Below are 24,071 nucleotides of genomic sequence, written 5' to 3' on the forward strand. Positions count from 1 at the left end.
TGCACGCGCTCGGACGATCGCGGCCTCAGCGGGCGAGCCGGGCCACCCGCCCCCGCTCCCCCGCGGCCCAACAGCCGCCGTCCGCCGTGCAGTCGACGGTGTCGTAGGAGCCCGTGTCCACGGTGCGCCAGGTGCGGCCGCCGTCGCGGGTGAGGTCCGTGCCGGTCGGCCCGACCGCGAGTGCGGCCGAGCGCGCGTGCGGCAGCCAGGCGACACCCGAGCGATAGGCGGCCACCGGTGTCGCCGAGGGGCGCCAGGTGCGGCCACCGTCGCCGGTGACGGCCGCGGCCCGGGGAGAGGGCTGGTCCGCGCGGTAGTCGCCGCCGACCGCGATGCCGTGCGTCCGGTCGCGGAAGGCGAGGCCGAACACCCCGCGGGCCGGATCGCCGGCGGGGATCGTCGACTCGGCGGCCGTCCAGGTCAGCCCCCGGTCCGACGAGTGCAAAACGCGGCCGGTGGCGCCGCCGCCGGTGGCGAGCCAGACGTCCCGGGGCCCGGAGCTGACCAGGCACTGGCCGCTCGCGGCGAAGCCCGCCTCACCGGTCTGGGCGGCCGGCATCCCTTCGCTCGGCAGGACCCGCCAGGAGCGGCCGCCGTCCGCGGTGGACAGGATGCGGTACTTGCCGTCCACGGGGTCGCTCATCGCCAGGCCGTGGCGCGGGTCGAAGAAGGTCAGGCAGTCGTAGAACGCCTTCGGATCGGTGTTGCGGAACGACTCGCTCCAGCTCGCTCCGCCGTCCTCGGTGCGATAGACCCGGGACGCCTCGCCCTCGCCGATCGCGAGCACCACCGCGCGCCGCCCGTCGAAGGCCTCGACGTCCCGGAACTCCAGGGCGCCCGCGCCGGGCGGCGACACGTTCCGCCAGGTGCGGCCGCCGTCGGAGGTCCGCAGGACCGTTCCCTTGGTGCCCGCCACCCACGCGGTCGACCGGCTGACCGCCGCCAGCCCCCGGAAGCGGGCGTCGGTCCCGGTGCCCTTCACCTCCCACGCCACGCTCCCGCCCCCGTGCCCGTACTCGTGCCCGTACTCGTGTGCCTGGGCCGGCACGGCGAGCGCGGTCACCAAGGCCATCCCGCCCAGCCCCACCGACAGCATGCGTCTCGTCTTCCCCATGGACCTCATGGCGTCGGAAGCTAGCCCAGCCCACCCCACCCGTCCAGGGTGCGTACGCCACCGGCCCCGGGACGGCGAGCCGTTGGACGTACGCACCGTGCGTCCGAGCACTCCGCTGCGCCTGGCGACCCTCTTGAAGAGGAGGCGACGTTGTCGAAGAGGCGGAAAGAAGTGAGCGCGAAGTTACGGGGGTGATGTGGTGTGGTCCGCGCGGGAGGGGGAAGCCGCCCTGATACGAGCAATCCGGACCCGTGCGCCACGTCCCGGCGTTCGCCGTGACGCAGGTCACGTGAACCCCCGGTGCACGGAACGCCGAATTTCGACGTCTTTCCGGGCGGCAGGAGAGAACCCCGAGGTTGAGGGAGCAGGGCTTTGTCCACCGTCATCGAGCAGCCCGTCCAGGTGCGCCTGATCGCGTCCGCGCCCCGTATGGAAACCGTGCCCGCGACGCTGCGCTACGACCCCGATGACCCCTTCGCCGTCCACATGGCCTTCCCCGCCCCGGCCACCCTCGAAGGCGCCGAGGTCTCCTGGGAGTTCGCCCGCGAGCTGCTCGAAGCGGGCATCGAGGAGCCGGCCGGAGTGGGCGACGTCCGGGTGCGGCCGTACGGCTACGACCGCACGGTGCTCGAATTCCACGCCCGTGAAGGCGTCGCCATGGTCCACATCCGCACCTCCGAAGTGCGTCGCTTCCTCGAACGCACCCGGCTCGTGGTGCCGCCCGGCCGGGAGTACCAGCACCTCGACCTGGACGGCGACCTCACCGCGCTGCTGCGCGACGCCTGCTGATACACCCCCGCAGAACGCACACCTGCCGCACCGCCTCCGCTCCTGCCCGGTCGCGGCGGTGCCCGACGCCTGTGCCCCTCGCCCTCTTGCCCCCGACCCGCGCCTGATCACCGGGCGTGCGGGCCCCGCTTTTAAATGGTTTGCGGGACGCGGGGCGTCGGCGTAGGTTCGTGTCTGGCCCTGTTGTCGTCGAATGGAGTAGGACGTTGCTCGTCTGAGGCCCCTGAGACACCGTTTCGCGCACTCCCTTCCGTGTCGCGCGCGCCGGTGTGACTGCTGCCTCCGAGCCATGTCCCCCACCACGACCAGGGCCTTTTTCCTGCCCTGAGCGGTGTCTCAGAACCCCCGTTGCCCCCTTCCTTCCCCGCAACCGGGAGACCCGTATGTCATCTTTCCCTCCTCAGATCAGCTCCGCCGCGCTGTCCTTCGCGTGGCCGGACGGCACCCCCGTCTTCGAGGACTTCCAGCTCTCCGTCGGCCCCGGCCGCACCGGGCTCGTCGGCCTCAACGGGTCCGGCAAATCAACCCTGTTGAAGCTGATCGCCGGTGTCCTCACGCCGACCGACGGCAGCGTCACCATCGCGGGCGAGGTCGGTCATCTGCCGCAGAACCTGGTCCTCGACACCGCTTTGCGGGTGGACCAGGCGCTCGGCATCGACGCGGTCCGCGCCGCCCTGCACGCCATTGAGGACGGCGACGCCGACGAGCGCCACTTCGAGACGGTGGGCGACGACTGGGACGTCGAGGAGCGGGCCCGCGCCACCCTCGACCAGCTCGGCCTCGGGTCCATCGGTCTCGACCGCACGATCGGCGAGGTCTCAGGCGGCGAGTCGGTGCTGCTGCGGCTGGCCGCGCTGCTCCTGCGCCGCCCGGACGTGCTGCTGCTGGACGAGCCCACCAACAACCTGGACCTGCCGGCCCGACGGCGGCTGTACGACGCGGTCGACGCCTGGAGCGGAGTGCTCGTGGTGGTCAGCCACGACCGGGAGCTGCTGGACCGGGTGGACCGGATCGCCGACCTCCGCGAGGGCCAACTCACGTGGTACGGCGGGAACTTCACGTCGTACGAGGAAGCCCTGCGGGCCGAGCAGGAGGCGGCCGAGCGGATGGTGCGGGTCGCCGAGGCCGATGTGCAGCGCCAGAAGCGTGAACTGTCCGACGCCCAGGTCAAGTTGGCCCGGCGACGGCGTTATGGGCAGAAGAGTTACGACAACAAGGTGGTGCCGAGGATCGTCGCCAACAACCGGCGTCGCGAGGCGCAGGTGTCGGCGGGCAAGCACCGCATCCTCCAGACCGAGCGCCTCGGCCAGGCGCGCGAGCGGCTCGACCAGGCCGTGGAGGCGGTGCGCGACGACGAGGAGATCCGCATCGAACTCCCCTCCACCAAGGTGCACCCCGGCCGCTCCGTCCTGACCCTGCGCGAGCTCCAACTCCCTTACGGCGCGCGGATGGAGGGGGAACTCGAGGTGCGCGGACCGGAGCGGATCGCCCTGGTGGGCCGCAACGGCTCGGGCAAGACGACGCTGCTGCGCACGCTCGCGGGGCAGTTGCAACCGGTGGCGGGCGAGGCGGTGACCCATGTGCCGCTGCGGTTTCTGCCCCAGCGCCTCGACGTGCTCGACGACACGCTGAGCGTGGTGGAGAACGTGGCCCGCTACGCACCGGGGGCGACGGACAACGCGATCAGGGCGCGGCTTGCGCGCTTCCTGTTCAAGGGGGCCAGGGCCGCCCAGCCGGCCGGGACCCTCTCGGGCGGGGAGCGTTTTCGTGCCGCGCTCGCCGCGCTGCTGCTCGCGGAGCCCGCGCCCCAACTGCTGATGCTGGACGAGCCCACCAACAATCTGGACATGGCCAGCGTGCGCGCTCTGCAAGCCGCGCTCGACGCCTATGAGGGCGCGCTGATCGTGGCGAGCCATGACGTGCCGTTCCTGGAGTCGATCGGCGTCACCCGCTGGCTGCTGCTCGACGGCGCACTCGCCGACACCACGGCCGAGGAGGTCACCGGCGGGCTCGGGGCCCGCTGAGAGCGCTGCACAGGGGGCGGGGCCGGTCGGATTCGGCCGGCCCCGCCCGCTTGCTCGGCCCGGTTCGGGAGGTGACTTGCCTCTCCTTCGACCGCAACGACCTGCACATATAGCAGAACGTAACCGGACGAAGGGGAAGGAGGGCTTGGCCTGGGGCTTACGGCCGCCTTAACCTACGGTCTCGTAACCTACGTATGCGTAGGTACGTTTGACGTCCCCCCTTTCCCGTCCCCCTGGAGCACACCCGTGACGATCACTTCTCCCCACCTCGGCAGTTCGGACGCGTGGACCGACGCCCGGCTGCTGTTCGCGCTGGAAGAGGTAGTCGAAAAGGAGCTCAACCGGCACCTCAAGGTCGCCAAGGACTGGATGCCGCACGACTACGTGCCGTGGTCGGACGCCCGCAACTTCCCCGGTCTCTTCGAGGACGGCGAGGCCTGGGAGCCCCAGCAGTCCAAGGTGACCGACATCGGCAAGATCGCCCTGGTGGTCAATCTGCTCACCGAGGACAACCTGCCGAGCTACCACCACGAGATCGCCTCGCTGTTCGGGCGCGACGGCGCCTGGGGCACCTGGGTGCACCGCTGGACCGCCGAGGAGGGCCGCCACGGCATCGTGATGCGGGACTATCTGCTCGCCTCGCGGGCCGTGGACCCGGACAAGCTGGAGCAGTTCCGCATGGCGCACATGAGCGAGGGCTTCGAGTCGGACAACCGGCACTCGATGCTGCACTCGGTGGCCTATGTGGCCTTCCAGGAGCTCGCCACCCGGGTTTCGCACCGCAACACCGGCCACCAGTCGGGCGACCCGGTGTGCGACCGGATGCTGGCGCGGATCGCGACCGACGAGAACCTACACATGGTCTTCTACCGCAACCTCCTGGGCGCGGCCTTCGAGCTCGCCCCGGACCTGACGATGCAGTCGGTGCGCGATGTCGTCGTGAACTTCCGGATGCCCGGTCACGGCATGCCGGGCTTCGAGCGGGCGGCCGCGCAGATGGCGATCGGCGAGATCTACAACATGCGCATCCACCACGACGACGTGCTCCAGCCGGTGCTGCGCAACCTCAGGGTCCTGGAGATCGACGGGCTCGGCCCCGAGGGTCTCAAGGCCCAGGAGGAGCTCGGCCTGTACATGGGCGGGCTCGACGCCGAGGCGTCCAAGTTCGACGAGAAGCTCGCCGCGCGCAAGGCCCGGATGGCCGCTCGCCGCTGACGCTCCGGCGTCGGCGGCGCGTCCGGGCACGCCGGACGATCCGGGGTGCCCGGCGCCCGGCCCGGCTCGGGCCCCGCGCCCCGCCCGGCTCGGGCCCCGTGCCCCGCCCGGCTCGGGCGGGGCGCCGTTCTTCAGCCCTGGCGCGTGCGTTGCAGCGCGAACCGTTCCTTCTCGGAGAGGCCGCCCCACACGCCGAATCGCTCGTCGTGGGCCAGCGCGTACTCAAGACATGCCGTGCGTTGTTCGCAGGCTCCGCAGAGCTGCTTGGCCTCACGCGTCGAGCTGCCCGGGGCGGGGAAGAAGAACTCGGGGCCCGCCTGGCGGCACAACGCGGTCTCCTGCCAAGCGAGTTCCTGGCCGGCGGTCATGGTGTCGTTCAGCATGCGGCACACGCTGCCGGGCGCTGATCAACGTCCGGTCAACGAATGGTGAACGCGCCCGTCGACCCCCTGCTCACCGGCCGCCTCCGACGCTTCCAGTGGCCCGCTAGGACGCCCCGGAGGCGCTCGTGATGAGGGCGATGCGGCCGCCGAACGGGTCGGCGATCTTGCCGAGCCGGCCCACGCCCTCGACGTCCATCGGAGCCATCCTGACGGTGCCGCCCAGCTCTCGCGCCTTGGCGGCGCTCGTATCGGCGTCGGCCACTTCGATGTACGGCATCCAGTAGGCGCCCGCCTCGGCCTCCAGCGGGTCGCTGTCGAGCGGAACGACGCCGCCGAACATCGCGTCGGGCCCCGCGGCCGCGGGGTTGACGGTCGTATAGGTGCCGCCCGGGAAGCTCACCTCGGTGGTCTCCCAGCCGAAGACCGCGTGGTAGAAGCCGAGGGCCGCCGCGACGTCGGGCGTGCTCAGCTCGACCCAGGCGAGCGTGCCGGGCTCGCCGGCCGCCTCCATCCCGCTCATCGCCTTCGGCTGCCAGGCCGAGAAGCCGACGCCCGCCGGGTCCTTGAAGCAGGCGCTGCGGCCGAGCTCCATGACGTCCACGGGCTGGAGGGTGACGCTGCCGCCGTCCTGCTCGACGGCCCGGGCCGTGGCCTCGACGTCCGTCGTCTGGAAGTACACGTTCCACCCGGGGGCGCCCTGCTCGGCCGGGACGGTCATCGCGCCGGCGACGGTCCTGCCAGCGGACTGGAACGTGCCGTATCCGCCGACCTCGGGACCGCCCGGGGTGTAGGTCCAGCCGAAGACACCGGTGTAGAAGGCGACCGCGGCGTCAAGATCCGGGGTGGCGAGGTCGAACCAGCTGGGCGAGCCCGTGACGTACTGGGTGGTGAGCATGTGAGCTCCTTGGGAGTCCCGTTCTCCTGCCATCTTGAGTCGTGCAGCAGGCACTGACAATTCGGGACGGAGCGGGGCGCGGCCGCCCGGGGGCCCGGCACGCGGGGCCCCGGGGGGCGGGCAGGACGTCCGGGACCTCGGGTCCGCGCGGTCGTACGCGGACGAGACCTCGCCCGGCGCGTCCTTTCGGGACCATCGGCCCCCCCGCATCGCGCCCAACGGCGGGCTCCCGGGCCGCGTGCGCCTGTCAGCGTGGTTGGAGTGTGGTGCGCAGCCGGTAGCGGTCCCCGCTGTACTCGACAGTCGACAGGAGCACCGGACGCTGGTCGCGCGCGTAGATCGTCTGGTCCAGGGCGAGCACGGGCGAGCCGGGCTCGATCGCGAGGTGGTCCGCCAGCGTACGGTCTGCGCCGCGCGCCTCGATGGTGGTCTCGGAGCGGTCCAACTCGACGCCCCGCGCGTGCAGTTCCTCGAAGAGCGAGGCTTTCGCGAAGTCCACCGCGTCGAGGCCGGGCGCGAGCGTGGCCACCAGCAGGGTGCGGTCGACGGCGATACGTACGTCGTCGAGGAGTCGGACGCGCTCCAGGCGCAGCAGGGGGGCGCCGGCCGGCACGTCCAGTCGGTCGGCGTCGTCCAGGGTCGCGGGGCGCAGATCCTGGTGCAGCACGAGGGAGCTCGGCGTCATGTGCTTGCGGCGGGCGGTCGCCGTGAACGACTCCAGGTCGTTGGGCCACTCGCGCGGCGCCACGGGGGCCGCCACGAACCAGCCCCGGCCGTGCGAGGCGGTCACCAGACCCTGGTCGACGAGATGGGCGAGGGCCTTGCGCAGGGTGACCCGGGAGATGTCGAGCCGCTCGCCGAGTTCGCGCTCGGGGGGCAGCCGGGCGCCGGCGGTCAGCCCGCGGCGCTGGATCTCGTCCTGGATGAGTTCGGCGGTCTGGGCCCACAGCGGGGACGGCCCGCTGCCTCGCTCGGGGAAGCGGACGGGGCGGTCAGGGGTGGCGTCGGCGCTCATCGGAACCTCCAGCGGGATCCCCGGAGCATACCACCGCATACCACTGGATCCGGCCCACTCCACCGGCGCCGAGCTCCGGGCCTTTGGTCACCTTTCGAGAAAGGGAGCAGACCACTATTGACCACTCAAATACCACTGCATACCTTTGGGTCGCGGCACCCGGTGGAACCGGCGGCCGGCCGGTTCGGTGACCACGCCCGTGGAGGGCAGCGGGACCGCTTGCGCGATGGAGGAAGACGGATGAGTACGGGTCGAGCCAAGGCCGCCGACAAGCGGCGCGGCAGCGGTGTCATGGCGGTCATGCAGCGCATCGGGCGCAGCCTGATGCTCCCGGTGGCGACACTTCCGGCGGCCGCGCTCCTGCTGCGACTAGGCGCCAAGGACCTGCTCGGCCGGGAGGAGCTCCCCGAGCTGATCCGCAAGTTCGGCATGGTCCTGGCCGCCGGCGGTCAGACCGTCTTCGACAACCTGCCGCTCCTGTTCGCCATCGGCGTGGCCATCGGCTTCGCCAAGAAGGCGGACGGCTCCACCGCGCTCGCCGCCGCCGTCGGCTACCTCGTCTTCAAGGCGGTGCTCGCCAGCGACGCCTTCCCGAAGGGCGTCGACGGCAAGCCGCTGGACGCCAAGGTGCTCGGCGGCATCGTCATGGGCCTGGTCGCGGCGCTGCTCTACCAGCGCTTCAGCCGCACCAAACTCCCCGACTGGCTGGGCTTCTTCGGCGGCCGCAGGCTGGTCCCGATCCTCAGCGCCTTCGCGGGCGTCGGCATGGGCGTGGTGTTCGGCGTGGTCTGGCCGATGGTGGGGGGCTGGTTCTACCACTTCGGCGAGTGGCTGGTGGGCACCGGCGCCTGGGGCGCGGGCCTCTTCGGCCTGGTGGTCCGCGCGCTGATCCCGATCGGGATGCACCACTTCTTCACGTTCTTCCCGTGGTTCGACGCCGGAACGTTCGTCAACCCCTCCACCGGCGCCGAGGTCCACGGCGACATCGCGCGCTTCCTGGCGGGCGACCCGAGCGCCGGCCAGTTCATGACCGGCGGCTTCCCGATCTACATGTTCGCGCTGCCCGCCGCCGCCCTCGCGATCGCGCACACCGCGCGGCCCGAGAACCGCACCATGGTCAAGGGCATGATGATCTCGGTCGCGCTCACCTCGTTCGTCACGGGTGTCACCGAGCCCATCGAGTTCAGTTTCATGTTCGTCGCCCCGCTCCTGTACGCCGTCCACGCGGTGCTGTTCGGCGTCTCCATGGCGGTCTGCTACGCGCTGGGCATCCGCGACGGGTTCGGCTTCTCCTCCGGCGCGATCGACTACGTCGTCAACTACGGCATCGCCACCAAGCCCTGGCTCCTGATCCCCATCGGCCTGGCGTTCGCCGCGCTCTACTACGTCATCTTCCGGTTCGCGATTCTTCGGTTCGACCTGCCGACGCCGGGACGCGAACCCGCCGAAGGCGAAGGCGCGGCCGCCGATCCGGCCGAAGGCGGCCTTCCGTCGGGCGAGCCCGCCGAAGGCGGGGCCCGCGCGGGTGAACCCGCCGCCGCGTCCGCCGACACACCGTCCGGCACTCCCGTGCGCTCCCCCGACGCCGTTCCCCCGGGCGCCGCCCTAAGGGACGATCCGGCGTCCAATGCCTGACGCTCCACCCGCCACCCCTGTCGCGCTCTCCCGCCGTCCGCATCCGGCGGGGCCTACGAAAGGACTCCTTCATGTCCGGATCGCGTATCACCTTCCTCGACGGCCAGAGCGGCCAGCCGCAGGCGCTGGAACGCGTGATCGCCCATGTGCGGCGGCAGCTCGACGAGGCGGCCCTGAGCCGGCTCGGCACCAAGCGGCGACCACTGCTCGCCGGGATCGGCGCCTCCTACGCGGCGCTCGCCGTCCCGGTCGAAGTGCTCCGCGGCCACGGCGTACCGGCCCAGCGGGTGCTCTCCAGCGAGATCGAGGACGGGCTGCGCGGCTTCGACACCGATCTCCTGATCGGGGTGTCGCAGGGTGGCCGCAGCTCGGAGACGATCGCCGCGTTCAGGGCCGCGAGCGACGTGCCGACGCTCGCCGTCCTCAACGTCACGCCCTCGCCGCTGGGTGAACTCGCCGATCTGACCGTCGACTTGGGCAATGAGCCCGACTCGTACGCCTCGACCGTCGGCTTCACCGCCACGGTCGTGGCGCTCGATCTGATCGCCGGGGCCGTCGCCGGACGCGTGGACGATCCCTGGGACGGCATCGCCTCCCGGGTGGCGGCCGTCCGCGCCCGCGCCACCGAGGTGGTCGGCGCGCTCCGCGCCCGCGCGGCCCGCTGTGTGGCGGCCGACTGCGTGGCCTCCGGCGCCTCCCGGGTCAGCGCCGAGGAGGCGGCCCTGCTGCTGCGCGAGGTGCCCCGGATGCCGGCGGCGGCCTCGGTCACCCGCAACTATTTGCACGGCGAGATGGAGTCGGCGGGCAACACCCTGCACCTCGTCTTCGGCGACGGCCGCGAGGTCGAACTGGCCCGCTCGCTCTCCTCGGCCGGCCACCTCACCCTGCTGATCACCACTCAGGACGTCGAGGTGGCCGAGAACCTCGGTGTCATATGTCTGCCGAGGACGGCCCCCAGCGTCCGGGTCGTCCTGGAGACGGTGGTGGTGCAGGAGCTCGTGGCCGCGCTCAGCGAGGAACGCGACGTGCCCATCGAGTCGTTCGTGTTCGCCAACGACGACACCAAGGAGGGCGGCGTCGACGCCGCCGACTTCGAGCTGGCCTCGCCCGTCGCGGCCGCCTGAGCGCGCTATTTCTCCTTGGCGGCACGGCTCGGCTGTACCCGCTTGGGCTCCCCCGGCATCTTGGGATAGTCCGGCGGGTACGGCATGTCGCCGAGTTCGTGGTCGCGCTCGTCGCGTTCGGCGAGTTCGAGGAGCGGCTCCAGACCGAAGGCGTGGTCGTCCATGTCCGCGTGCAGATCGCCGAGTTCGGCGTAGCGCGCGGGCATGGTCCGCAGGTCGAAGTCCTCGGGGTGGACGTCGTCGAGTTCGTCCCAGCGCAGCGGCGCCGAGACGGGGGCGTGCGGCTTGGGGCGTACCGAATAGGCCGAGGCGATGGTGCGGTCGCGGGCGGTCTGGTTGTAGTCCACGAAGATCCGCTCGCCGCGCTCCTCCTTCCACCAGGCGGTGGTGACCTTCCCCGCCATGCGGCGCTCCAGCTCGCGGCCGAGGGCGATGGCGCAGCGGCGCACCTCGGTGAAGGTCCAGCGCGGCTCGATCGGCACGAAGACGTGGATGCCCCGGCCGCCGGACGTCTTGGGCCAGCCCGTGATGCCCAACTCGCCCAACAGGGCGCGCAGTTCATGGGCTACGGGGACGGCGTCGTCGAAGTCGGTGCCGGGCTGGGGGTCGAGGTCGATGCGGAGTTCGTCGGGGTGGTCGGTCGCCTCGCGCCGTACCGGCCAGGGGTGGAAGGTCAAGGTGCCCAGCTGCGCGGCCCACAGGACGGCGGCGGGCTCGGTGGGGCACATCTCGTCGGCGTGCCGGCCGCTGGGGAAGGCGATGCGCGCGGTGGGGATCCAGTCGGGCACGTTCTTGGGGGCCCGCTTCTGGAAGAAGGACTCGCCGTCCACGCCGTCGGGGTAGCGCTCCAGGGTGGTGGGGCGGTCGCGCAGGGCGCGCGTGATGCCGTCCGCGACGGCCAGGTAGTACCGCGCCACGTCCAGCTTGGTGTAGCCGCGCTCCGGAAAGTAGACCTTGTCCGGGTTGGAGAGGCGGACGGTGCGCCCGCCGACCTCCAGCTCGATCGCTTCGCCCTTGCCCATGCAGGCCACGGTAGGCGGAGGGCGACAATGCCGCATATCGGTGAGAATCGGTTGTATGGATCTCCCGGTGATGCCTCCTGTGAAGCCGATGCTCGCCAAGTCCGTGGCGAAGATCCCGCCCGGGATGCAGTACGAGGCCAAGTGGGACGGGTTCCGGGCCATCGTGCACCGCGACGGCGCCGAGATCGTCATCGGCAGCCGCAACGGCAAACCCCTGACCCGCTACTTCCCCGAGCTGGCGGCCGCCCTCGCGGAGCGCCTTCCCGCGCGGTGCGTGGTGGACGGCGAGATCGTCATCGCTTACGACGGCCGCCTCGACTTCGACCGGCTCAGCGAGCGCATCCACCCCGCCGCGTCCCGGGTGAAGCTGCTCGCCGAGCAGACCCCGGCGAGTTTCATCACCTTCGACCTGCTCGCCCTCGACGACGTCCCGCTCCTCGACACCCCGCTCGCCGAACGGCGCGCGCTGCTCGCCACGGCCCTCGACGGCGTATCACCACCGGTGCACCTCGCACCGGCCACCACCGACATCGAGGTGGCCCGCCGATGGTTCGAGGAGTACGAGGGCGCCGGGCTCGACGGGGTCGTCGCCAAGCCCCTCGACCTTCCCTACCGGCCGGACGCCCGCCTCATGTACAAGATCAAGCACGAGCGGACGGCGGACGTGGTGATCGCCGGATACCGCCACCACAAGAGCGGCCCGGTCGTCGGCTCGCTCCTGCTCGGCCTGTACGACCCGGCGGGCGCGCTCCAGCACGTCGGGGTGTGCGCCGCCTTCCCGATGAAGCGCCGGGCGGAACTGATCGACGAGCTCGCGCCGCTGCTCATGGCCGACCCGGTCACCGAGGGCCACCCCTGGGCCGCGTGGGCGCAGGAGGCCGCGCACGAGAGCGCCCGCCTGCCGGGCGCCCCCAGCCGCTGGACCGGCAAGAAGGACCTGTCGTGGGTGGCGGTCCGCCCCGAGCGGGTGGTGGAGGTGGCGTACGACCACATGGAGGGCGACCGGTTCCGGCACACCGCGCAGTTCCGCCGCTGGCGCCCGGACCGCATTCCCGAAAGCTGCACCTACGCACAGTTGGAGGAGCCGGTCCGCTACGACCTCGCGCAGGTCCTGTCGTCAGGGGGCGGGTGAGGGGCACCCCGGCGCGGACGGCGTGCCGGACGGGCCCGGCGTGGGCGATGCCGAGGACGACGGCGTCGGACACTCCGGCACACCGGGGCCGCCGGACGGTGAGGGACTCGGGCTCGTGCTGGGGCTCGTGCTCGACGACGGCGAGGGAGACGGGCTCGAAGTCGGCGAGGACGAGGAAGACGAAGGTGAAGGCGTGGCCGAGGGCGGTGGCGACTGCGGCGGGCGCGAGGCCGACGGGCTGCCGCCGGGATGCGCGGGGGCCGGGGCGGAGGGCTTGCCGCTCGGCTGGGGCCCGATCACGATGCCGCCGCCCTGTTTGCGCCCCCGGTCGGCGTCGAGTTGGCCGGCGCTGCCCGCGCCGGGCGTGCTCGGCAGCACCCCCGTGCCGTCCGGCACGCCATGGGCGCCCCGACGGTAGAACTCCAGCCACGCCAGGACCGTCCGCAGATAGTCGGCCGAGTGGTTGTAGGCGAGCACCGCACGGTTCAGATCCGCCGGGACCGCCAGGTCACGCCCGTCCGCACACAGATAGGACCCGGCGGCGAGCGACGCGTCGAAGACGTTGTCGGGATCCTTGCGGCCGTCGTCGTTGCCGTCCCGTCCCCAGGTGGCCCAGGTGGAGGGGATGAACTGCATCGGCCCGACCGCGCGGTCGTGACGGGCGTCCCCGTCCAGGGTTCCGTGGTCGGTGTCGGCGATGTCCGCGAAGCCGGCCCCGTTGAGCACCGGCCCCAGGATCGGTGTGAGGGTCGTGCCGTGCGCGTCGACCCGCCCGCCGCCCGCGTGGCCCGACTCCACCTTGCCAAGCGCCGCCAGGAGTTGCCACGGCAGATGACAGTGCGGCGCGCTCCCCGCCAGCCGCTGCGCCGCCCGCTGGTACGCGGCGAGAACGGTGGCCGCAATGCCTTCCTGCGTCCACACCGGGTCGACGACGCCCACCGTCGGCGGGGTGCCCGGCGGCATCGGCGTCGGTTTCGGCGAGACCAGCGGCGGAAGCTCGGTGTGGTACGCGCCGTCGGACGGCTGTTCCGTACGTACGGCGCCGGCGGGTCCCGCGACGGGCTCGCTCGGGGCCGACGGCGTGGGACGCAGGAGTCCCGGTGCCTGCGAGCCGGTGAGGGCGGCCATCGCGACGGCCGCGACGGCACTACCGGTGAGCCCGCGCCGTAACCGCCGGTGCCCCCGCAGCGAAAGCCGACGCGGGTCCAGGAGCCGGTCGCGGGCCTTCACGATCCCTGCCCGAAGGTGTCGATCCCGGAGATCTGCCAGGCCCCGCCGTCCCGGCGCACCACGTCGACGGCGAACATGGCGGCGGCGTACGTCGTTTCGGGCTTCTTGCCCGCGGTACGCGTGCTGCTCTGATCGGCGTAGACGAGCACCCGGGCGCGGGAGCCGTCGATCATCTCCACGCCGCTCTCGGTCGCGGTGGTGGTCAGCACCAGCTTCTGCTCCTTGGCCTGGGCCCGCACGGCGGTCAGCATGTCGTGGTGCTGCTGAACGGCCTTGCCGGTGAGCCACGTTGAGGCCGCTTTATCGGCGGCGGCGGCGTCCGCGTAGCTGTACGAGAACAGCGCGGCCACGGCCTTCTCGGTCTGCCCCTTGACCTCGCTGGTACGGGCGGGATCGGTCAGGGCGACATTGCGGGCGGCCGGATCGGAGCGCAGGGAGCCGGCCCGGACCAGGGCGAGGGCGCCGAAGGCGCCGAGCAGCACGACCAGGACGCACAGGGCGACGGGGGCCCGCACGCGGAGCAGGCGGCGCAGGGCTCCCGCGGAGCGCGTCGGGCGCGGCGCCGCCGTCTCCGTGGACCGTGCTCGGGACGGCCGGGAGCGGGGGGATAGCCGTCCGCGGGGCACACGTGCCGCATCGCGCGCAGAGCCCGCCTCGCCCTCCGAACTACCGTTGACAGAAGGGGACTTGCTGATCGTCACGCCGCTCCGTGATGGAGCTTCGGTGATAGTTCGGGCGGCGGCCTCGGCCTGGGCCAGTCGGCGCTGACGGTTGACCAGATGACGGGTTGTCGACATGTGCGGCTCCTGTCCGGATGCGAGAAGGGGGTCAGTTGGCCGCGCTGTTGCCGACCGGCGCCTGGCCGAGGGCGCTGAGCTTCCAGCCGGCGGGGGTACGGGTGAGTTCGCCGAGCATCCTGCTGTCCTTGGCGGCGGGCTTCTCCTTCGGCGCCTGCACGGTGATGCGCAGCGCCACCATCACCCGGGCCCGGCCCGCCCGGTCGTCCAGCTCGGTGACCGCGCCGTCCAGCACCTTGGCCGTGGTGACCGTCTGCGCCTGTTGGACCTGCTTCTCGAACTCGCCGCGTCCATCGGTGAGTTGGCGGCGCAGATCGCCGGTGGTGGAGTCCTGCCACATGTCCAGGCCGTGGGCCAGGTCCTTGTGGTCGAGCGTGGAAAGGTTCTGCACGGCCTGCTCGCCGGCCGCGAGGACCTCGTCGCGGGAGGCGGCGTAGGCGGCGGCATCGTCGTGCGCGGCGCCGTACCAGGACCAGCCCGCCCACCCGGCGAACCCGCCCGCGAGCAGCGTGAGCACCATCGCGGCGATGAGCAGGGGCTGGATCGTCATGCGTGCCATGTGGTTCGTGCTTCCTCTCGCGGGGCCCGGCGGCGGGCTCGTCCTAGCGGGCTCGGATGTCAGTGATCTGCCAGTGCCCAGCGCTGAGTTCGGCGGTGACGGACAGCTGGGCGGCGGCGGTGGTCGCGGGCTTGGTGTCCCGCTGGGACCGCTGGTCGAGGAAGACGAGCAGCTCCGCCCGGTCGCGGGTGAGCCGGATGACTCCGGCCCGGACGACATGGGTGGTCAGACTGAGCTTCTGGTCCACGGCCCGCTGCCTCAACTCGCCGAACAGGGCGCTGTACTGTCCGGCCGCTCGGCCGCCCAGCAGTTCCTTGGCCGCGTCCTCGGTGGCGGAGGTGTCCTGGGAGGCGTACGAGAAGACCTTGCCGAGGGTGTTGCTGACGTCGCCGATGACGCGGGTGGTGGCGGAGGCGTCCGTGAGCGCGTGGTTGCTCAGGGCGGGCGCGGAGGTCAACTGCCGTGCTCGGAACAGCAGTCCGGCCCCCGCCAGAAGAAGCACGAGGACACCGCCGAGAGCGAGGAGACGCCACAACCGTCCACCCCGCAACGGGGCAACCCTCCCGCCCCGGACTTCTGCCCCGGCTTCCCGGTCCGCTTCCGGTTGCTCGGCGGAGGCGGATTTCCCGGCGGGGGCGGACTCTTCGGCGGGGGCGGACTCTTCGGCGTGCTCGGGTTCGGGCTTGGGTTCCGCCTCCGGCCCCGGCTCGGGATCGAGCTTGGGCCCCGGCTCGCGCTCCGGCCAGGACTCCGGCTCGGGCCCGGTGGCCGGCTTCGTCTCTGCTGTGCTCACGCGTTCTCTCCCTATCGGTCCGTCGTCAGGGCGTGGCGACCGGGACCGCGCTGAGTGCCTTCACCTTCCAGCCGGCTTCGGTGCGTTCGAGGGCCGCCTCCAAACGCTTGCGGTCATCGGTGGCGGCACCCCCCGCCGGGGTCAGGCGAACCCGCACCGTCGCGATGAGCTTCGCCGTACCGGAGCGGTCGTCGAGTTGGGTGACGGCCGCGTCGGTGACCTCGCCCCGGGCCGACGTGGTGGGCTTTCCCGCGCCCGCGCGGCGGAGCTCGTCGCGGAGGGGGCCCGTCGAGGCGTCGAGCCAGCCGCGCAGGGTCGCGTCGGGGTGGGCCGCGTCCAGGGTGGAGAGCGCGGCGATCCGTGTGCGGCCCGCCGCCAGGGCGGCATCGCGGGAGGTGGCGTACGCGACCGAGGAGTCGTCCCGCGCCTGGAGGTACCTCCATCCACCGAACGCGGCGAAGAGGGCCGAGACCGTGAGCGCGGCCACCACCAGGGTGCGGCCCGTTCCGCGCGGGCGGGAGAGCGTGATCACGGGCGTACGTCCTTTCCACCGGCGGCGGGGGTGAGGCCGAGCAGCCCGGCCAGGTCCGAGGGGCCGCCGCCGGGCAGCGCGGGCAGGGCCAGGGCGCCGGGCAGAGCCGCGGTCCGGACGGCGGGCGCCTCGGTCGGGGCGGGAGGCGCCCCGGCAGGGGCGGGGGGCAGCGCGCCCGGCTGGGCCGGCGGGCGCAGCGGTCCGCCACTCGGTGCGTGCGCCGAGCCGCGGACGTCGATGCCGCTGCCCGCGGGCGCGGCACAGCGCGCCTTGGTGTTGAGCTTCGGCGTGTCGAGGGTTTCGAGGCCGTTGCGGTAGACGGTGCCGCCATATCCGTCGGTGCAGGGCAGCGGGGCGAAGAAGGTGACCGCCATGCCCAGGTTGGCCCCCTTGCTGTCGATGGCCGTGGCGCCCGCGGCGGTCAACGGCGGTATTTTCACCAGGAGTTCCTCGATTCCGCGCTGTCGCGTCACGGCCACGTCCGCCGTGGTGAGGAGGTTCGCGAGGACCACGCTGAGTTCCGGGTTGAGGTCCCTGAGCAGCCCGCTGATCTGGCCGGCCGCGTCGGGCGCCGCGGCGATCAGCCGGCGCAGGTCGGTGTCGGAGCCCTTCAGGGTGGCGGTGAGGCGCTGCGCGCCCGAGGCGAAGCTCTTGATGGCCTCGCTCTCCTCGGCCTGGGTGCTCAGGACGGTCTGACCGTCGTTGAGGAGCGTGACCGTGCTCGGCAGCGCCTTGTCGGCGGCCTTCACGAAGTCGTCGCCGTTGTCGAGGAGCACCTGAAGGTCGTCGCCACGCCCTTCGAAGGCCTTCCCGAACTCGTCGACGACCGTCCGCAAGGACTCCAACGGCACGGACTCGGCAAGGTTGTTGACACTGGTGAGCACGGTGGTGACGGGGGCGGGAGTGCTCGTGTCGTACTGATCGATCTCGCTGCCGTCGCCCAGATAGGGAGCCCCCGTGGAGGTGGGCCGCAGATCGATGTACTGCTCGCCGACGGCCGACAGGTTGGCCACCACGGCCTTGAGGGCGGTCGGGATGGGCGGGGCCGAGTTGTCGATGCGCAGTTCGGCGACGACGCCCTCGTCGGTGAGCTCGATGGGGCCGACCCGGCCCACCGAGACACCCCGGTAGGTGACATTGGAGTGCGTGAACAGGCCGCCCGTCTGGGCGAGATGGACCTGCACCGTGTAGTAGTCGCGGATGCCGATGTAGTGGCCGACGTCGGCGTACCGGAAGCCGGTGTAACCGAGCACGAGCACTCCGATGACGAGGAACGCGAGGTTCTTGAGTCTGGTCGCGAGGGTCAGCATCAGCTCGCCCCTCCGGAGCCGGCGACGGACGGCAGCCCCAGCGGCACCTTCGACGCGCCCGGCCCCTTCGCCGCGCCCGGAGCCTTCGACGCGCCCGGCGTCCTGGATGGCGGCGGTGTGGCGAGCGGCGGGATGAGGGTGGTGCCCGGCGCGGCGGTCACCGTGAGGTACACGTTGAGGTAGTCCCCCTTGACCCCACGCAGCACCTCGTCGGTGAACGGATAGGTGAGGAGCACCTGGAGCGAGTCCGGCAGGTCCTTGCCGGAGTCCGCGAGGGTCGTGAGGATCGGTGCGATCGCCTTGAGATCGGCCACCATGTCGTCCTTGCTCTTGTTGATCGTCGAGACGGCGACCGTGGAGAGGGTGTCGAGCGACGTGAGCATCGTCAGGAGTGAACCCCGCTGGTCCTCCAGGACTTTGAGGCCCGGGGCCAGGCCGGTGAGCACGGTGGCGACCTGCTCCTTGCGGGTGGCGAGGGTGGCGGAGAGCCGGTTGACGCCGTCGAGCGCCGCGGTGATGTCGCCGCGGTGCCCGTCCAAATCGGTGACCAGGGTGTTGACCCGCTGGAGCATGGAGCGGACCTCGGGCTCGCGTCCCTTGATCGCCTTGTTGAGCTCGGTGGTGATGGTCTTGAGCTGGTTGACGCCGCCTCCGTTGAGCAGCATCGAGAGCGCTCCCAGAACCTCTTCGACCTCCGGGTTGCGGTTGGTCCGCGAGATCGGGATCGCGGCGCCGGGACCGAGGCTGCCCCCGGCGCTCTCCTTGGTCTCCTTCGCCGGCGCGGAGAGCTGGACGAACTTCTCGCCGAGCAGACTGGACTGCTCCAGCCGGGCATAGGAGTTGGCGGGCAGCTTCACGTCTCCCCTGATCCGCATGGAGACCTTCGCGGACCAGCCGTCGGAGGCGAGGGACACCCGGGTGACCCGGCCCACGGCGACGTCGTTGACCTTCACCGCGGCCTGCGGGACCAGACTCAGCACGTCCGCGAAGTCGGCGGTGATGTCGTACGGGTGGCTGCCGAGGTCGGCGCCGCCGGGCAGCGGAAGCTGATCGATCCCGGAGAACGAGGGCATCGAGCAACTGCCGAGGGTCAGCGCCAGGGCCACGACGACCGCGACCCCCGCCCCCAACGCGGCCCCCGCCCGCCGGGTCGAACGCGCCCTCGTCATCGGCTTCCCTTCGTGGCCGCGCCGCCCGGGGTCGCGCCGTCCGGGGTCGCGCCGTCCGGGGTCGCGCCGTCCGGGGCCGCGCCGTCCGGGGTCGCTCCACCGGAGGCCGAGCCGCCCGCGGAGCCCTTCGCCGGGTCGGCGGCGCTCCCGTACACGGTGCCGACCGGGGGCAGCGGCAGCGCCGGGAGCGCTCTCAGACGGGTCCCCGGTACCGGTACGAGGCCGGCGCCGCCCGCCACCGACGGGTTGGGCGGGAACACGATGTCACCACCCATGCTGATCTCGTTGATGTTGCCCCGGCCGTCGAGGGTGCGGTGGACCGGGTCATAGGCGTTGAGAGCGTTTCCGGCGGCCAGCGGCGCGGTGTCCAGGGCTTCGGCGAGCGAGGCCCGCTGGTCGACGAGGAGCTGGGTGAGGGGGCCGAGCTTGTCGACCTCGGCCTTGAGGGCGCCGCGATTGTCCCGGATGAACGTCTTGACGGTGCCGAGCGCGGTGCCGAGCTCCTTCAGGGCGCCCGCCAGGTTGTCCTTGTTGTCCGCGAAGAACGTGGTCACGTCGGCGAGTTGGTTCTGCGCGTCCCGCACCGCGCCGTCCTTGTTCTTCAGCATGGTGGTGAACGTCTGGAGGTAGGAGAGCGTCGCGAAGAGGTGCTCGCTGCTGCCGTCCAGCGTCTTGGCGGCCTTGCCGAACTGCTCGACGGAATCGCCGATCGCGGCGCCGTTGCCGTCGAGGTTCTTGGCCCCGGTGTCGAGCAGCCCGGAGAGCGCTCCCTTGGAGTTCGCCCCACCGGGGCCGAGCGCCGTGCTGAGGTCGGTGAGGGAGGCGTACAGCTGGTCGACCTCGACGGGGGTGGCGTTGCGGTCGGCGGGCAGCTCCGCCCGGTCGGCGATCTCGGGGCCCCCGGTGTAGGCGGGGGCGAGCTGGACGTACCGGTCGGCCACGACGCTGGGCGAGACGATGGCGGCCCGCGCGTCCTTGGGCACCCGTACGCCCGGATCGAGTGTGACCACCACCTCGACCCGCTGCCACCGCGGCGTCACCGAGTCGACCTCGCCGACCTTGACCCCGAGGATCCGCAGGTCCGAGCCGGGGTAGATCCCGATGGCGCGGTCGAAGTAGGCGGTGATCCGCTTGCCCGCGGGGGCGGCGAACACCCGCAGGCCGCCGATCACGGTGACGGCGATCACCGCGAGCGCCAGCGCGATGGTCAGAGCGCGTCGCCGGCTCATGGATAGCCTCCGTTCTTCGGCGGCATGCAGCCGGTGCCGGGGAGCGACTTCGCCGGGAGGTAGTTCCTGGGGACGAGACCGCAGATGTAGGTGTCGAACCAGCGGCCGTTGCCGATGGTGTTGCCGACGAGCCGGTAGTAGGGCCCGGCGAGGGCGAGGGTGCGCTCAAGGCCCTGCTGGTTCTTGACGAGTACGTCCGTGACGCGCCCCAACGCGGCCAGGGTGGGCTTCAGTTGGGCCGTGTTGTCCTTGACGAGGCCGGTGAGCTGGGTGCCCAGGCCGCGGGTTCCGGTGAGGAGCGCCTGGATGGCGTCGCGGCGCTGCTTGAGTTCGCCGAGGAGGAGTCCGCCGTCGTCGATGAGGGTCTCGAAGCTGCTTTTCCTGTGCGCGAGCGTTTTCGTCAACTGCTCGCTGCCTTTGAGGAGTTGGGCGAGTTGCGCGTCGCGCTGGGAGACGGTCCTGGACAGGGCGGAGAGCCCGGACACCGCGGTGCGGACATCGGGCGGCGAGTTCTTGAAGGTGTCGGAGATCGTCTCGAAGCTCTTGGCGAGCTGGGCGGTGTCGATGTCACCGATCGTGTTGCTGAGCCCTTCGAAGGCCTGGGTGACGTCGTACGGGGAGGTGGTGCGGGCCAGCGGGATGCGGCTGTCCGGGTTCTGGCGGGCGCTGCCGAGCGGGTCGATCGCCAGGTACTTCTCGCCGAGCAGGGTCTTGATGGCGATGGCCGCGGTCGAGGCGTCGCCGATCCAGGCGTCCTTCACCTTGAAGGCGACCTTCACCTTGGCGCCGTCCAGAGAGACGGCGCTGACCTCGCCGACCTTGACCCCGGCGATCCGTACCTCGTCGCCGTCGCGCAGCCCGGCGGACTCCGAGAAGTCGGCGCTGTAGGTGGTGCCGCCGCCGATGAACGGCAGGGAGTCGGCGTGGTAGGCGGCGACGCCGATCAGGGCCAGGATCAGCGGGCCCACCAGGCTGACCGCGACGGGGTTGCGTTCCTTCATGGGCTTGAGGCGGGCGCGTCTCATCCCTGGCACCTCGATTGGCTGACCGGGATTCCGGTGGGCGGCGGGCTGCCGTCCTCGGTCTTCACACCGGACACCTTCGCCTCGCAGAGGTAGAGGTTGAGCCAGGACCCGTACGACGCGATCCGGGTGACCGCCCGCATCTTGTCCGGGGTCTTGCGCAGGAAGTCCTCGATCTGGGGAGCGCTCTCAGCGAGGTTCGAGGAGAGCCGGCCGAGCTGGTGGATGTCCTCCTTGAGCGGCGCCCTGCCGTCCTGGAACAGTCCGGCGGTGACGGTGGTGAGATCCCCCATCGCGGCGATCGCCTCGCCGAGCGGCTTGCGGTCCCCGGCGAACCCGGAGACCAGGCGCTGGAGCGTGACCACCAGGTCGTTGAAGCCCGCTTCGCGGTCGTTCACTGTGGTCAGGACGGTGTTCAGATTGGTGACGACCTCGCCGATCACCTTGTCCTTGGCGGCGACGGTCGTGGTCAGCGAGCCGATGTGCTTCAGCAGGCTGTCCACCGTGCCGCCCTCGCCCTGGAGTACCTGCACGATGGAGCCCGCCAGGTCGTTGACGTCCTTGGGTGAGAGCCCTTCGAACAGGGGCTGGAAGCCGTTGAAGAGCTGGGTGAGGTCGAGGGCCGGCGTGGTGCGCTGGAGCGGGATGGTCGCGCCCGGTGGGAGCGTGGCGCCGACCGCGCCGGCGCCCCGGCCCAGTTCGACGTAGCGCTGGCCGACCATGTTGAGGTACTTGATCGAGGCGGTCGCCGCGGCGGGCAGGGCGCGACCGCGCTCCACGGAGAACGTGACCTGCGCGAGCCTGCGGTCCACCACCTCCACCCGGTCGACCTGGCCCACCTTCACACCCGCGATGCGGACGCTGTCGCCCTCGACGAGGCCGGTGGTGTCGGTGAACCGGGCCCGGTAGGAGGTGGTGTCGCCCACGCCGGTGTTGGCGATGGACAGCGCGAGCACCGTGGTCGCGACCACCGTCACCAGGACGAAGACCAGCGACTTCACGAGCGGGCCCGCGATGCTGCGGCGCTTCACTTGATGCTCACCTCCGCCCCTCGCAGGGCCGGGCCGAGCAGCAGACTGCTCCAGTCGGGCAGGGACTGCGGGGCCTGCCGGAGAGCGGGCGCGAGCAGTTCGTTCACGAGGTGGTTCTCCTGCGGCGAGTTCGGCAGCCCGAGCCCGGCGCCGGAGGCCGCCGCGGTGCCGGTGGGAGCGCTCTCTGCGGGGAGCGGGGCTCCGAGGTAGGGCACCGGGTAGCAGTGCGGGCCGTCGCCGCCGCCGTATGCGGGGGTGTCCTTTCCGGGGACGTACGTGCCGAGCGAGGGCACGACCTTCACGGTGACGTGGAGTCCGGGCTTGTCCGTGCCTTTGCCGAGCGCCTTGTCCATCGCGGGAACGAACCCGGCCAGGGTGCGCAGGGTGCACGGGAAGGACGCGGAGTACCGCGCGAGGAGCTCCAGGGTGGGGCGGCTCACCGCGCCGAGCCGGATGATGTTGTCCTTGTTCTGCTGGAAGAAGGCCGTGAGGTCCTGGGCGGTCCTGGTGGTCTGGCCGTAGACGCCGAGGAGTTGGGTCTGCTGGTCGACCAGGGTGCCGGTGGTGGTCGTGGCGTCCGTGAGCGCTCTCAGAACGTCCGGGGCGGCCTCGCTGTAGGTCTCGGACACCTTGACGAGGTGCACCAGGTCGGCGTTGAGGGCCGGCAGGTTCGGGTTGAACTTCTTCAGGTGCGCGTCCAAGGCGACGACGGTGTCGCCGAGTCGGGATCCGCGGCCGCGCAGCGCCGTGGCGACCGCGGAGAGCGTCGCCGACAGCTTGTCGGGCTTGACCGCGGTGAGCAGGGGCAGCACATGGTCGAGCACCTGCTCCAGTTCGATGGCGTTGCTCGACCGGTCCTGCGGGATGGTCGCATCGGCCGGGAGCGCTCTCGGCGACGGGCTCGGCGGTGGTACGAGCGCGACGAACCGTTCGCCGAAGAGCGTGGTCGGCAGCATCTGGGCCCGTACGTCGGACGGGATGTGGCGGCGCTTGTCCGGCTGGAGGGCGAGGGTGAGCCTCGCGCCCTCACCGTCGGCGCTGATGGTGCGGACCTCGCCGACCACGACGCCGCGCAGCTTCACCTCGGCGCCCGGGTGCATCTCGTTGCCGACGCTGCTCGCCCGGACGGTCACCGTGTCCGCGCGGGTGAAGTCCTTGTCGTACACGGCGATCGAGAGCCAGATGAGGAGCGCCGGGACCAGCAGGAAGACGACTCCGGCGGTGCGTCGCCGTACGGTCGGCGCGTTCATCCGGCCACCTTCACGGTGGTGGTGGCGCCCCACAGGGCGAGCGAGAGGAAGAAGTCGGTGACGGCGATCACCACGATGGCGTTGCGGACCGAGCGACCCACCGCGACGCCCACTCCGGCCGGCCCGCCCGTGGCGCGGAAGCCGTAGTAGCAGTGGGCGAGGATGACCATCACGCTGAAGATCAGCACCTTGAGCACGGACAGCAGCACGTCGGTCGGCGAGAGGAACAGGTTGAAGTAGTGGTCGAAGGTTCCGCGTGACTGGCCCTTGAAGACGACCGTGGTCAGTCGGGAGGCGAAGTAGGAGCTGAGCAGGCCGATCGCGTAGAGCGGGATGATCGCGACGACGCCGGCGATGATCCGGGTGGTGACGAGGTAGGGGAGGCTGCGGATGCCCATGCCTTCGAGGGCGTCGATCTCCTCGTTGATGCGCATCGCGCCGAGCTGGGCGGTGAAGCCGGCGCCGACCGTCGCGGAGAGCGCGAGCCCCGCGACGAGCGGGGCGATCTCGCGGGTGTTGAAGTAGGCGGAGACGAAGCCGGTGAACGCGGCGGTGCCGATCTGGTTCAGGGCGGCGTACCCCTGGAGGCCGACCACCGTCCCGGTGAACAGCGTCATGGCGATCATCACGCCGATGGTGCCGCCGATGACACCGAGGCCGCCGCTGCCGAAGGCGACCTCGGCAAGCAGCCGTTGCACTTCCCTGAGGTAGCGCCGCAGGGTGCGCGGGATCCACAACAACGCCTTTGCGTAAAAGGCGAGTTGGTCGCCGGAGCGGTCGAGGAAGCTGAAGACGGCCATC

Annotated in this window: 23 protein-coding genes; 6 read left to right on the forward strand and 17 right to left on the reverse strand. The window is 71.5% G+C overall.

All coding sequences use genetic code 11. The features are described from left to right. Positions 1-25: 25 nt before the first annotated feature. Positions 26-1,123, reverse strand: coding sequence for a WD40/YVTN/BNR-like repeat-containing protein (locus DWB77_RS07180; RefSeq protein WP_174248515.1), 1,098 nt, complete (start codon positions 1,121-1,123; stop codon positions 26-28). A 363-nt stretch (positions 1,124-1,486) separates the two neighbouring features. Between DWB77_RS07180 and DWB77_RS07185 the strand changes: the two genes are divergently transcribed. From DWB77_RS07185 to DWB77_RS07195, 3 genes are all read left to right on the forward strand, one after another. Beyond that, positions 1,487-1,903 (forward strand): SsgA family sporulation/cell division regulator, encoded by a 417-nt coding sequence (locus DWB77_RS07185; protein ID WP_120720450.1) that lies wholly within the window; start codon positions 1,487-1,489, stop codon positions 1,901-1,903. A 383-nt stretch (positions 1,904-2,286) separates the two neighbouring features. Beyond that, complete coding sequence (locus tag DWB77_RS07190) at positions 2,287-3,927, forward strand: ABC-F family ATP-binding cassette domain-containing protein (protein WP_120720451.1); 1,641 nt, start codon at positions 2,287-2,289, stop codon at positions 3,925-3,927. A gap of 246 nt (positions 3,928-4,173) precedes the next feature. After that, positions 4,174-5,142, forward strand: coding sequence for an acyl-ACP desaturase (locus tag DWB77_RS07195; RefSeq protein WP_120720452.1), 969 nt, complete (start codon positions 4,174-4,176; stop codon positions 5,140-5,142). A 131-nt stretch (positions 5,143-5,273) separates the two neighbouring features. Here DWB77_RS07195 and DWB77_RS07200 read toward each other — a convergent pair whose 3' ends face one another. The 3 genes from DWB77_RS07200 to DWB77_RS07210 all read right to left on the reverse strand — a co-directional run bounded on the left by DWB77_RS07200 (position 5,274) and on the right by DWB77_RS07210 (position 7,435). Next, the gene (locus DWB77_RS07200) at positions 5,274-5,525 is read right to left on the reverse strand and encodes a WhiB family transcriptional regulator (RefSeq protein WP_120720453.1); all 252 of its coding nucleotides are present in this window, start codon (positions 5,523-5,525) and stop codon (positions 5,274-5,276) included. A 103-nt stretch (positions 5,526-5,628) separates the two neighbouring features. After that, the gene (locus DWB77_RS07205; RefSeq protein WP_120720454.1) at positions 5,629-6,420 is read right to left on the reverse strand and encodes a VOC family protein; all 792 of its coding nucleotides are present in this window, start codon (positions 6,418-6,420) and stop codon (positions 5,629-5,631) included. 247 nt (positions 6,421-6,667) lie between these two features. Next, positions 6,668-7,435, reverse strand: a complete 768-nt coding sequence (locus DWB77_RS07210) for a GntR family transcriptional regulator (protein ID WP_120720455.1) — start codon at positions 7,433-7,435, stop codon at positions 6,668-6,670. A 240-nt stretch (positions 7,436-7,675) separates the two neighbouring features. On the opposite strand from DWB77_RS07210, the gene DWB77_RS07215 reads away from it, so the two are divergent. Both DWB77_RS07215 and DWB77_RS07220 read left to right on the forward strand, forming a co-directional pair. Beyond that, the gene (locus DWB77_RS07215; RefSeq protein WP_120720456.1) at positions 7,676-9,070 is read left to right on the forward strand and encodes a PTS transporter subunit EIIC; all 1,395 of its coding nucleotides are present in this window, start codon (positions 7,676-7,678) and stop codon (positions 9,068-9,070) included. 71 nt (positions 9,071-9,141) lie between these two features. Further along, on the forward strand, positions 9,142-10,194 hold the full coding sequence (locus tag DWB77_RS07220; protein WP_120720457.1) for an SIS domain-containing protein: 1,053 nt from the start codon (positions 9,142-9,144) through the stop codon (positions 10,192-10,194). Positions 10,195-10,199: 5 nt separating this feature from the next. Here the strand turns inward: DWB77_RS07220 and ligD are convergent, their stop codons facing one another. After that, positions 10,200-11,216, reverse strand: coding sequence for a non-homologous end-joining DNA ligase (ligD, locus tag DWB77_RS07225; RefSeq protein ID WP_120720458.1), 1,017 nt, complete (start codon positions 11,214-11,216; stop codon positions 10,200-10,202). A 55-nt stretch (positions 11,217-11,271) separates the two neighbouring features. On the opposite strand from ligD, the gene DWB77_RS07230 reads away from it, so the two are divergent. Then, the gene (locus DWB77_RS07230) at positions 11,272-12,348 is read left to right on the forward strand and encodes an ATP-dependent DNA ligase (protein ID WP_120720459.1); all 1,077 of its coding nucleotides are present in this window, start codon (positions 11,272-11,274) and stop codon (positions 12,346-12,348) included. Here the strand turns inward: DWB77_RS07230 and DWB77_RS07235 are convergent. The 12 genes from DWB77_RS07235 to DWB77_RS07290 are packed head-to-tail and all read right to left on the reverse strand — an operon-like array spanning position 12,334 to position 24,070. Further along, a complete protein-coding gene (locus DWB77_RS07235; RefSeq protein WP_120727474.1) occupies positions 12,334-13,536 on the reverse strand; it encodes a lytic transglycosylase domain-containing protein in 1,203 nt (400 codons plus the stop codon). The two genes, DWB77_RS07230 and DWB77_RS07235, sit on opposite strands and share 15 nt — an antisense overlap. Positions 13,537-13,574: 38 nt before the next feature. Next, positions 13,575-14,375 carry a hypothetical protein gene (locus DWB77_RS07240; protein ID WP_120720460.1) on the reverse strand — a complete coding sequence of 267 codons (801 nt, stop codon included), beginning with the start codon at positions 14,373-14,375 and terminating at the stop codon, positions 13,575-13,577. 31 nt (positions 14,376-14,406) lie between these two features. After that, positions 14,407-14,934 (reverse strand): nuclear transport factor 2 family protein, encoded by a 528-nt coding sequence (locus tag DWB77_RS07245; RefSeq protein WP_120720461.1) that lies wholly within the window; start codon positions 14,932-14,934, stop codon positions 14,407-14,409. Positions 14,935-14,977: 43 nt separating this feature from the next. Continuing rightward, positions 14,978-15,727: a hypothetical protein gene (locus DWB77_RS07250; protein ID WP_120720462.1), complete on the reverse strand. Its 750-nt coding sequence runs from the start codon at positions 15,725-15,727 to the stop codon at positions 14,978-14,980. A gap of 25 nt (positions 15,728-15,752) precedes the next feature. Then, positions 15,753-16,259 carry a hypothetical protein gene (locus tag DWB77_RS07255; RefSeq protein WP_428985108.1) on the reverse strand — a complete coding sequence of 169 codons (507 nt, stop codon included), beginning with the start codon at positions 16,257-16,259 and terminating at the stop codon, positions 15,753-15,755. Continuing rightward, positions 16,256-17,569 carry an MCE family protein gene (locus DWB77_RS07260; protein WP_120720463.1) on the reverse strand — a complete coding sequence of 438 codons (1,314 nt, stop codon included), beginning with the start codon at positions 17,567-17,569 and terminating at the stop codon, positions 16,256-16,258. Before DWB77_RS07260 ends, DWB77_RS07255 begins: the two co-directional genes overlap by 4 nt. Further along, the gene (locus DWB77_RS07265) at positions 17,569-18,738 is read right to left on the reverse strand and encodes an MCE family protein (protein WP_120720464.1); all 1,170 of its coding nucleotides are present in this window, start codon (positions 18,736-18,738) and stop codon (positions 17,569-17,571) included. The genes DWB77_RS07260 and DWB77_RS07265 overlap by 1 nt, the downstream gene beginning before the upstream one ends. After that, positions 18,735-19,967 (reverse strand): MCE family protein, encoded by a 1,233-nt coding sequence (locus tag DWB77_RS07270; RefSeq protein WP_120720465.1) that lies wholly within the window; start codon positions 19,965-19,967, stop codon positions 18,735-18,737. Before DWB77_RS07270 ends, DWB77_RS07265 begins: the two co-directional genes overlap by 4 nt. Continuing rightward, on the reverse strand, positions 19,964-20,992 hold the full coding sequence (locus DWB77_RS07275) for an MCE family protein (RefSeq protein WP_120720466.1): 1,029 nt from the start codon (positions 20,990-20,992) through the stop codon (positions 19,964-19,966). Before DWB77_RS07275 ends, DWB77_RS07270 begins: the two co-directional genes overlap by 4 nt. Beyond that, on the reverse strand, positions 20,989-22,020 hold the full coding sequence (locus DWB77_RS07280) for an MCE family protein (RefSeq protein ID WP_120720467.1): 1,032 nt from the start codon (positions 22,018-22,020) through the stop codon (positions 20,989-20,991). Before DWB77_RS07280 ends, DWB77_RS07275 begins: the two co-directional genes overlap by 4 nt. After that, complete coding sequence (locus DWB77_RS07285) at positions 22,017-23,270, reverse strand: MCE family protein (protein WP_120720468.1); 1,254 nt, start codon at positions 23,268-23,270, stop codon at positions 22,017-22,019. Before DWB77_RS07285 ends, DWB77_RS07280 begins: the two co-directional genes overlap by 4 nt. After that, complete coding sequence (locus tag DWB77_RS07290; protein ID WP_120720469.1) at positions 23,267-24,070, reverse strand: MlaE family ABC transporter permease; 804 nt, start codon at positions 24,068-24,070, stop codon at positions 23,267-23,269. The genes DWB77_RS07285 and DWB77_RS07290 overlap by 4 nt, the downstream gene beginning before the upstream one ends. Between the last annotated feature and the right edge of the window lies 1 nt (position 24,071).

The sequence above is a fragment of the Streptomyces hundungensis genome, assembly GCF_003627815.1.
Lineage (GTDB): Bacteria > Actinomycetota > Actinomycetes > Streptomycetales > Streptomycetaceae > Streptomyces > Streptomyces hundungensis_A.

Bases quoted from the DNA above. Each gene is read 5' to 3' on its own strand.
- DWB77_RS07270 (WP_120720465.1), bottom strand. From the start codon at position 19,967: ATGAGCCGGCGACGCGCTCTGACCATCGCGCTGGCGCTCGCGGTGATC.
- DWB77_RS07190 (WP_120720451.1), top strand. From the start codon at position 2,287: ATGTCATCTTTCCCTCCTCAGATCAGCTCCGCCGCGCTGTCCTTCGCG.
- DWB77_RS07210 (WP_120720455.1), bottom strand. From the start codon at position 7,435: ATGAGCGCCGACGCCACCCCTGACCGCCCCGTCCGCTTCCCCGAGCGA.
- DWB77_RS07245 (WP_120720461.1), bottom strand. From the start codon at position 14,934: ATGGCACGCATGACGATCCAGCCCCTGCTCATCGCCGCGATGGTGCTC.
- DWB77_RS07180 (WP_174248515.1), bottom strand. From the start codon at position 1,123: ATGAGGTCCATGGGGAAGACGAGACGCATGCTGTCGGTGGGGCTGGGC.
- DWB77_RS07220 (WP_120720457.1), top strand. From the start codon at position 9,142: ATGTCCGGATCGCGTATCACCTTCCTCGACGGCCAGAGCGGCCAGCCG.
- DWB77_RS07215 (WP_120720456.1), top strand. From the start codon at position 7,676: ATGAGTACGGGTCGAGCCAAGGCCGCCGACAAGCGGCGCGGCAGCGGT.
- DWB77_RS07205 (WP_120720454.1), bottom strand. From the start codon at position 6,420: ATGCTCACCACCCAGTACGTCACGGGCTCGCCCAGCTGGTTCGACCTC.
- DWB77_RS07200 (WP_120720453.1), bottom strand. From the start codon at position 5,525: ATGCTGAACGACACCATGACCGCCGGCCAGGAACTCGCTTGGCAGGAG.
- DWB77_RS07240 (WP_120720460.1), bottom strand. From the start codon at position 14,375: ATGTCGACAACCCGTCATCTGGTCAACCGTCAGCGCCGACTGGCCCAG.
- DWB77_RS07285 (WP_120720468.1), bottom strand. From the start codon at position 23,270: ATGAACGCGCCGACCGTACGGCGACGCACCGCCGGAGTCGTCTTCCTG.
- ligD (WP_120720458.1), bottom strand. From the start codon at position 11,216: ATGGGCAAGGGCGAAGCGATCGAGCTGGAGGTCGGCGGGCGCACCGTC.
- DWB77_RS07265 (WP_120720464.1), bottom strand. From the start codon at position 18,738: ATGACGAGGGCGCGTTCGACCCGGCGGGCGGGGGCCGCGTTGGGGGCG.
- DWB77_RS07290 (WP_120720469.1), bottom strand. From the start codon at position 24,070: ATGGCCGTCTTCAGCTTCCTCGACCGCTCCGGCGACCAACTCGCCTTT.
- DWB77_RS07275 (WP_120720466.1), bottom strand. From the start codon at position 20,992: ATGAGACGCGCCCGCCTCAAGCCCATGAAGGAACGCAACCCCGTCGCG.
- DWB77_RS07230 (WP_120720459.1), top strand. From the start codon at position 11,272: ATGGATCTCCCGGTGATGCCTCCTGTGAAGCCGATGCTCGCCAAGTCC.
- DWB77_RS07260 (WP_120720463.1), bottom strand. From the start codon at position 17,569: ATGCTGACCCTCGCGACCAGACTCAAGAACCTCGCGTTCCTCGTCATC.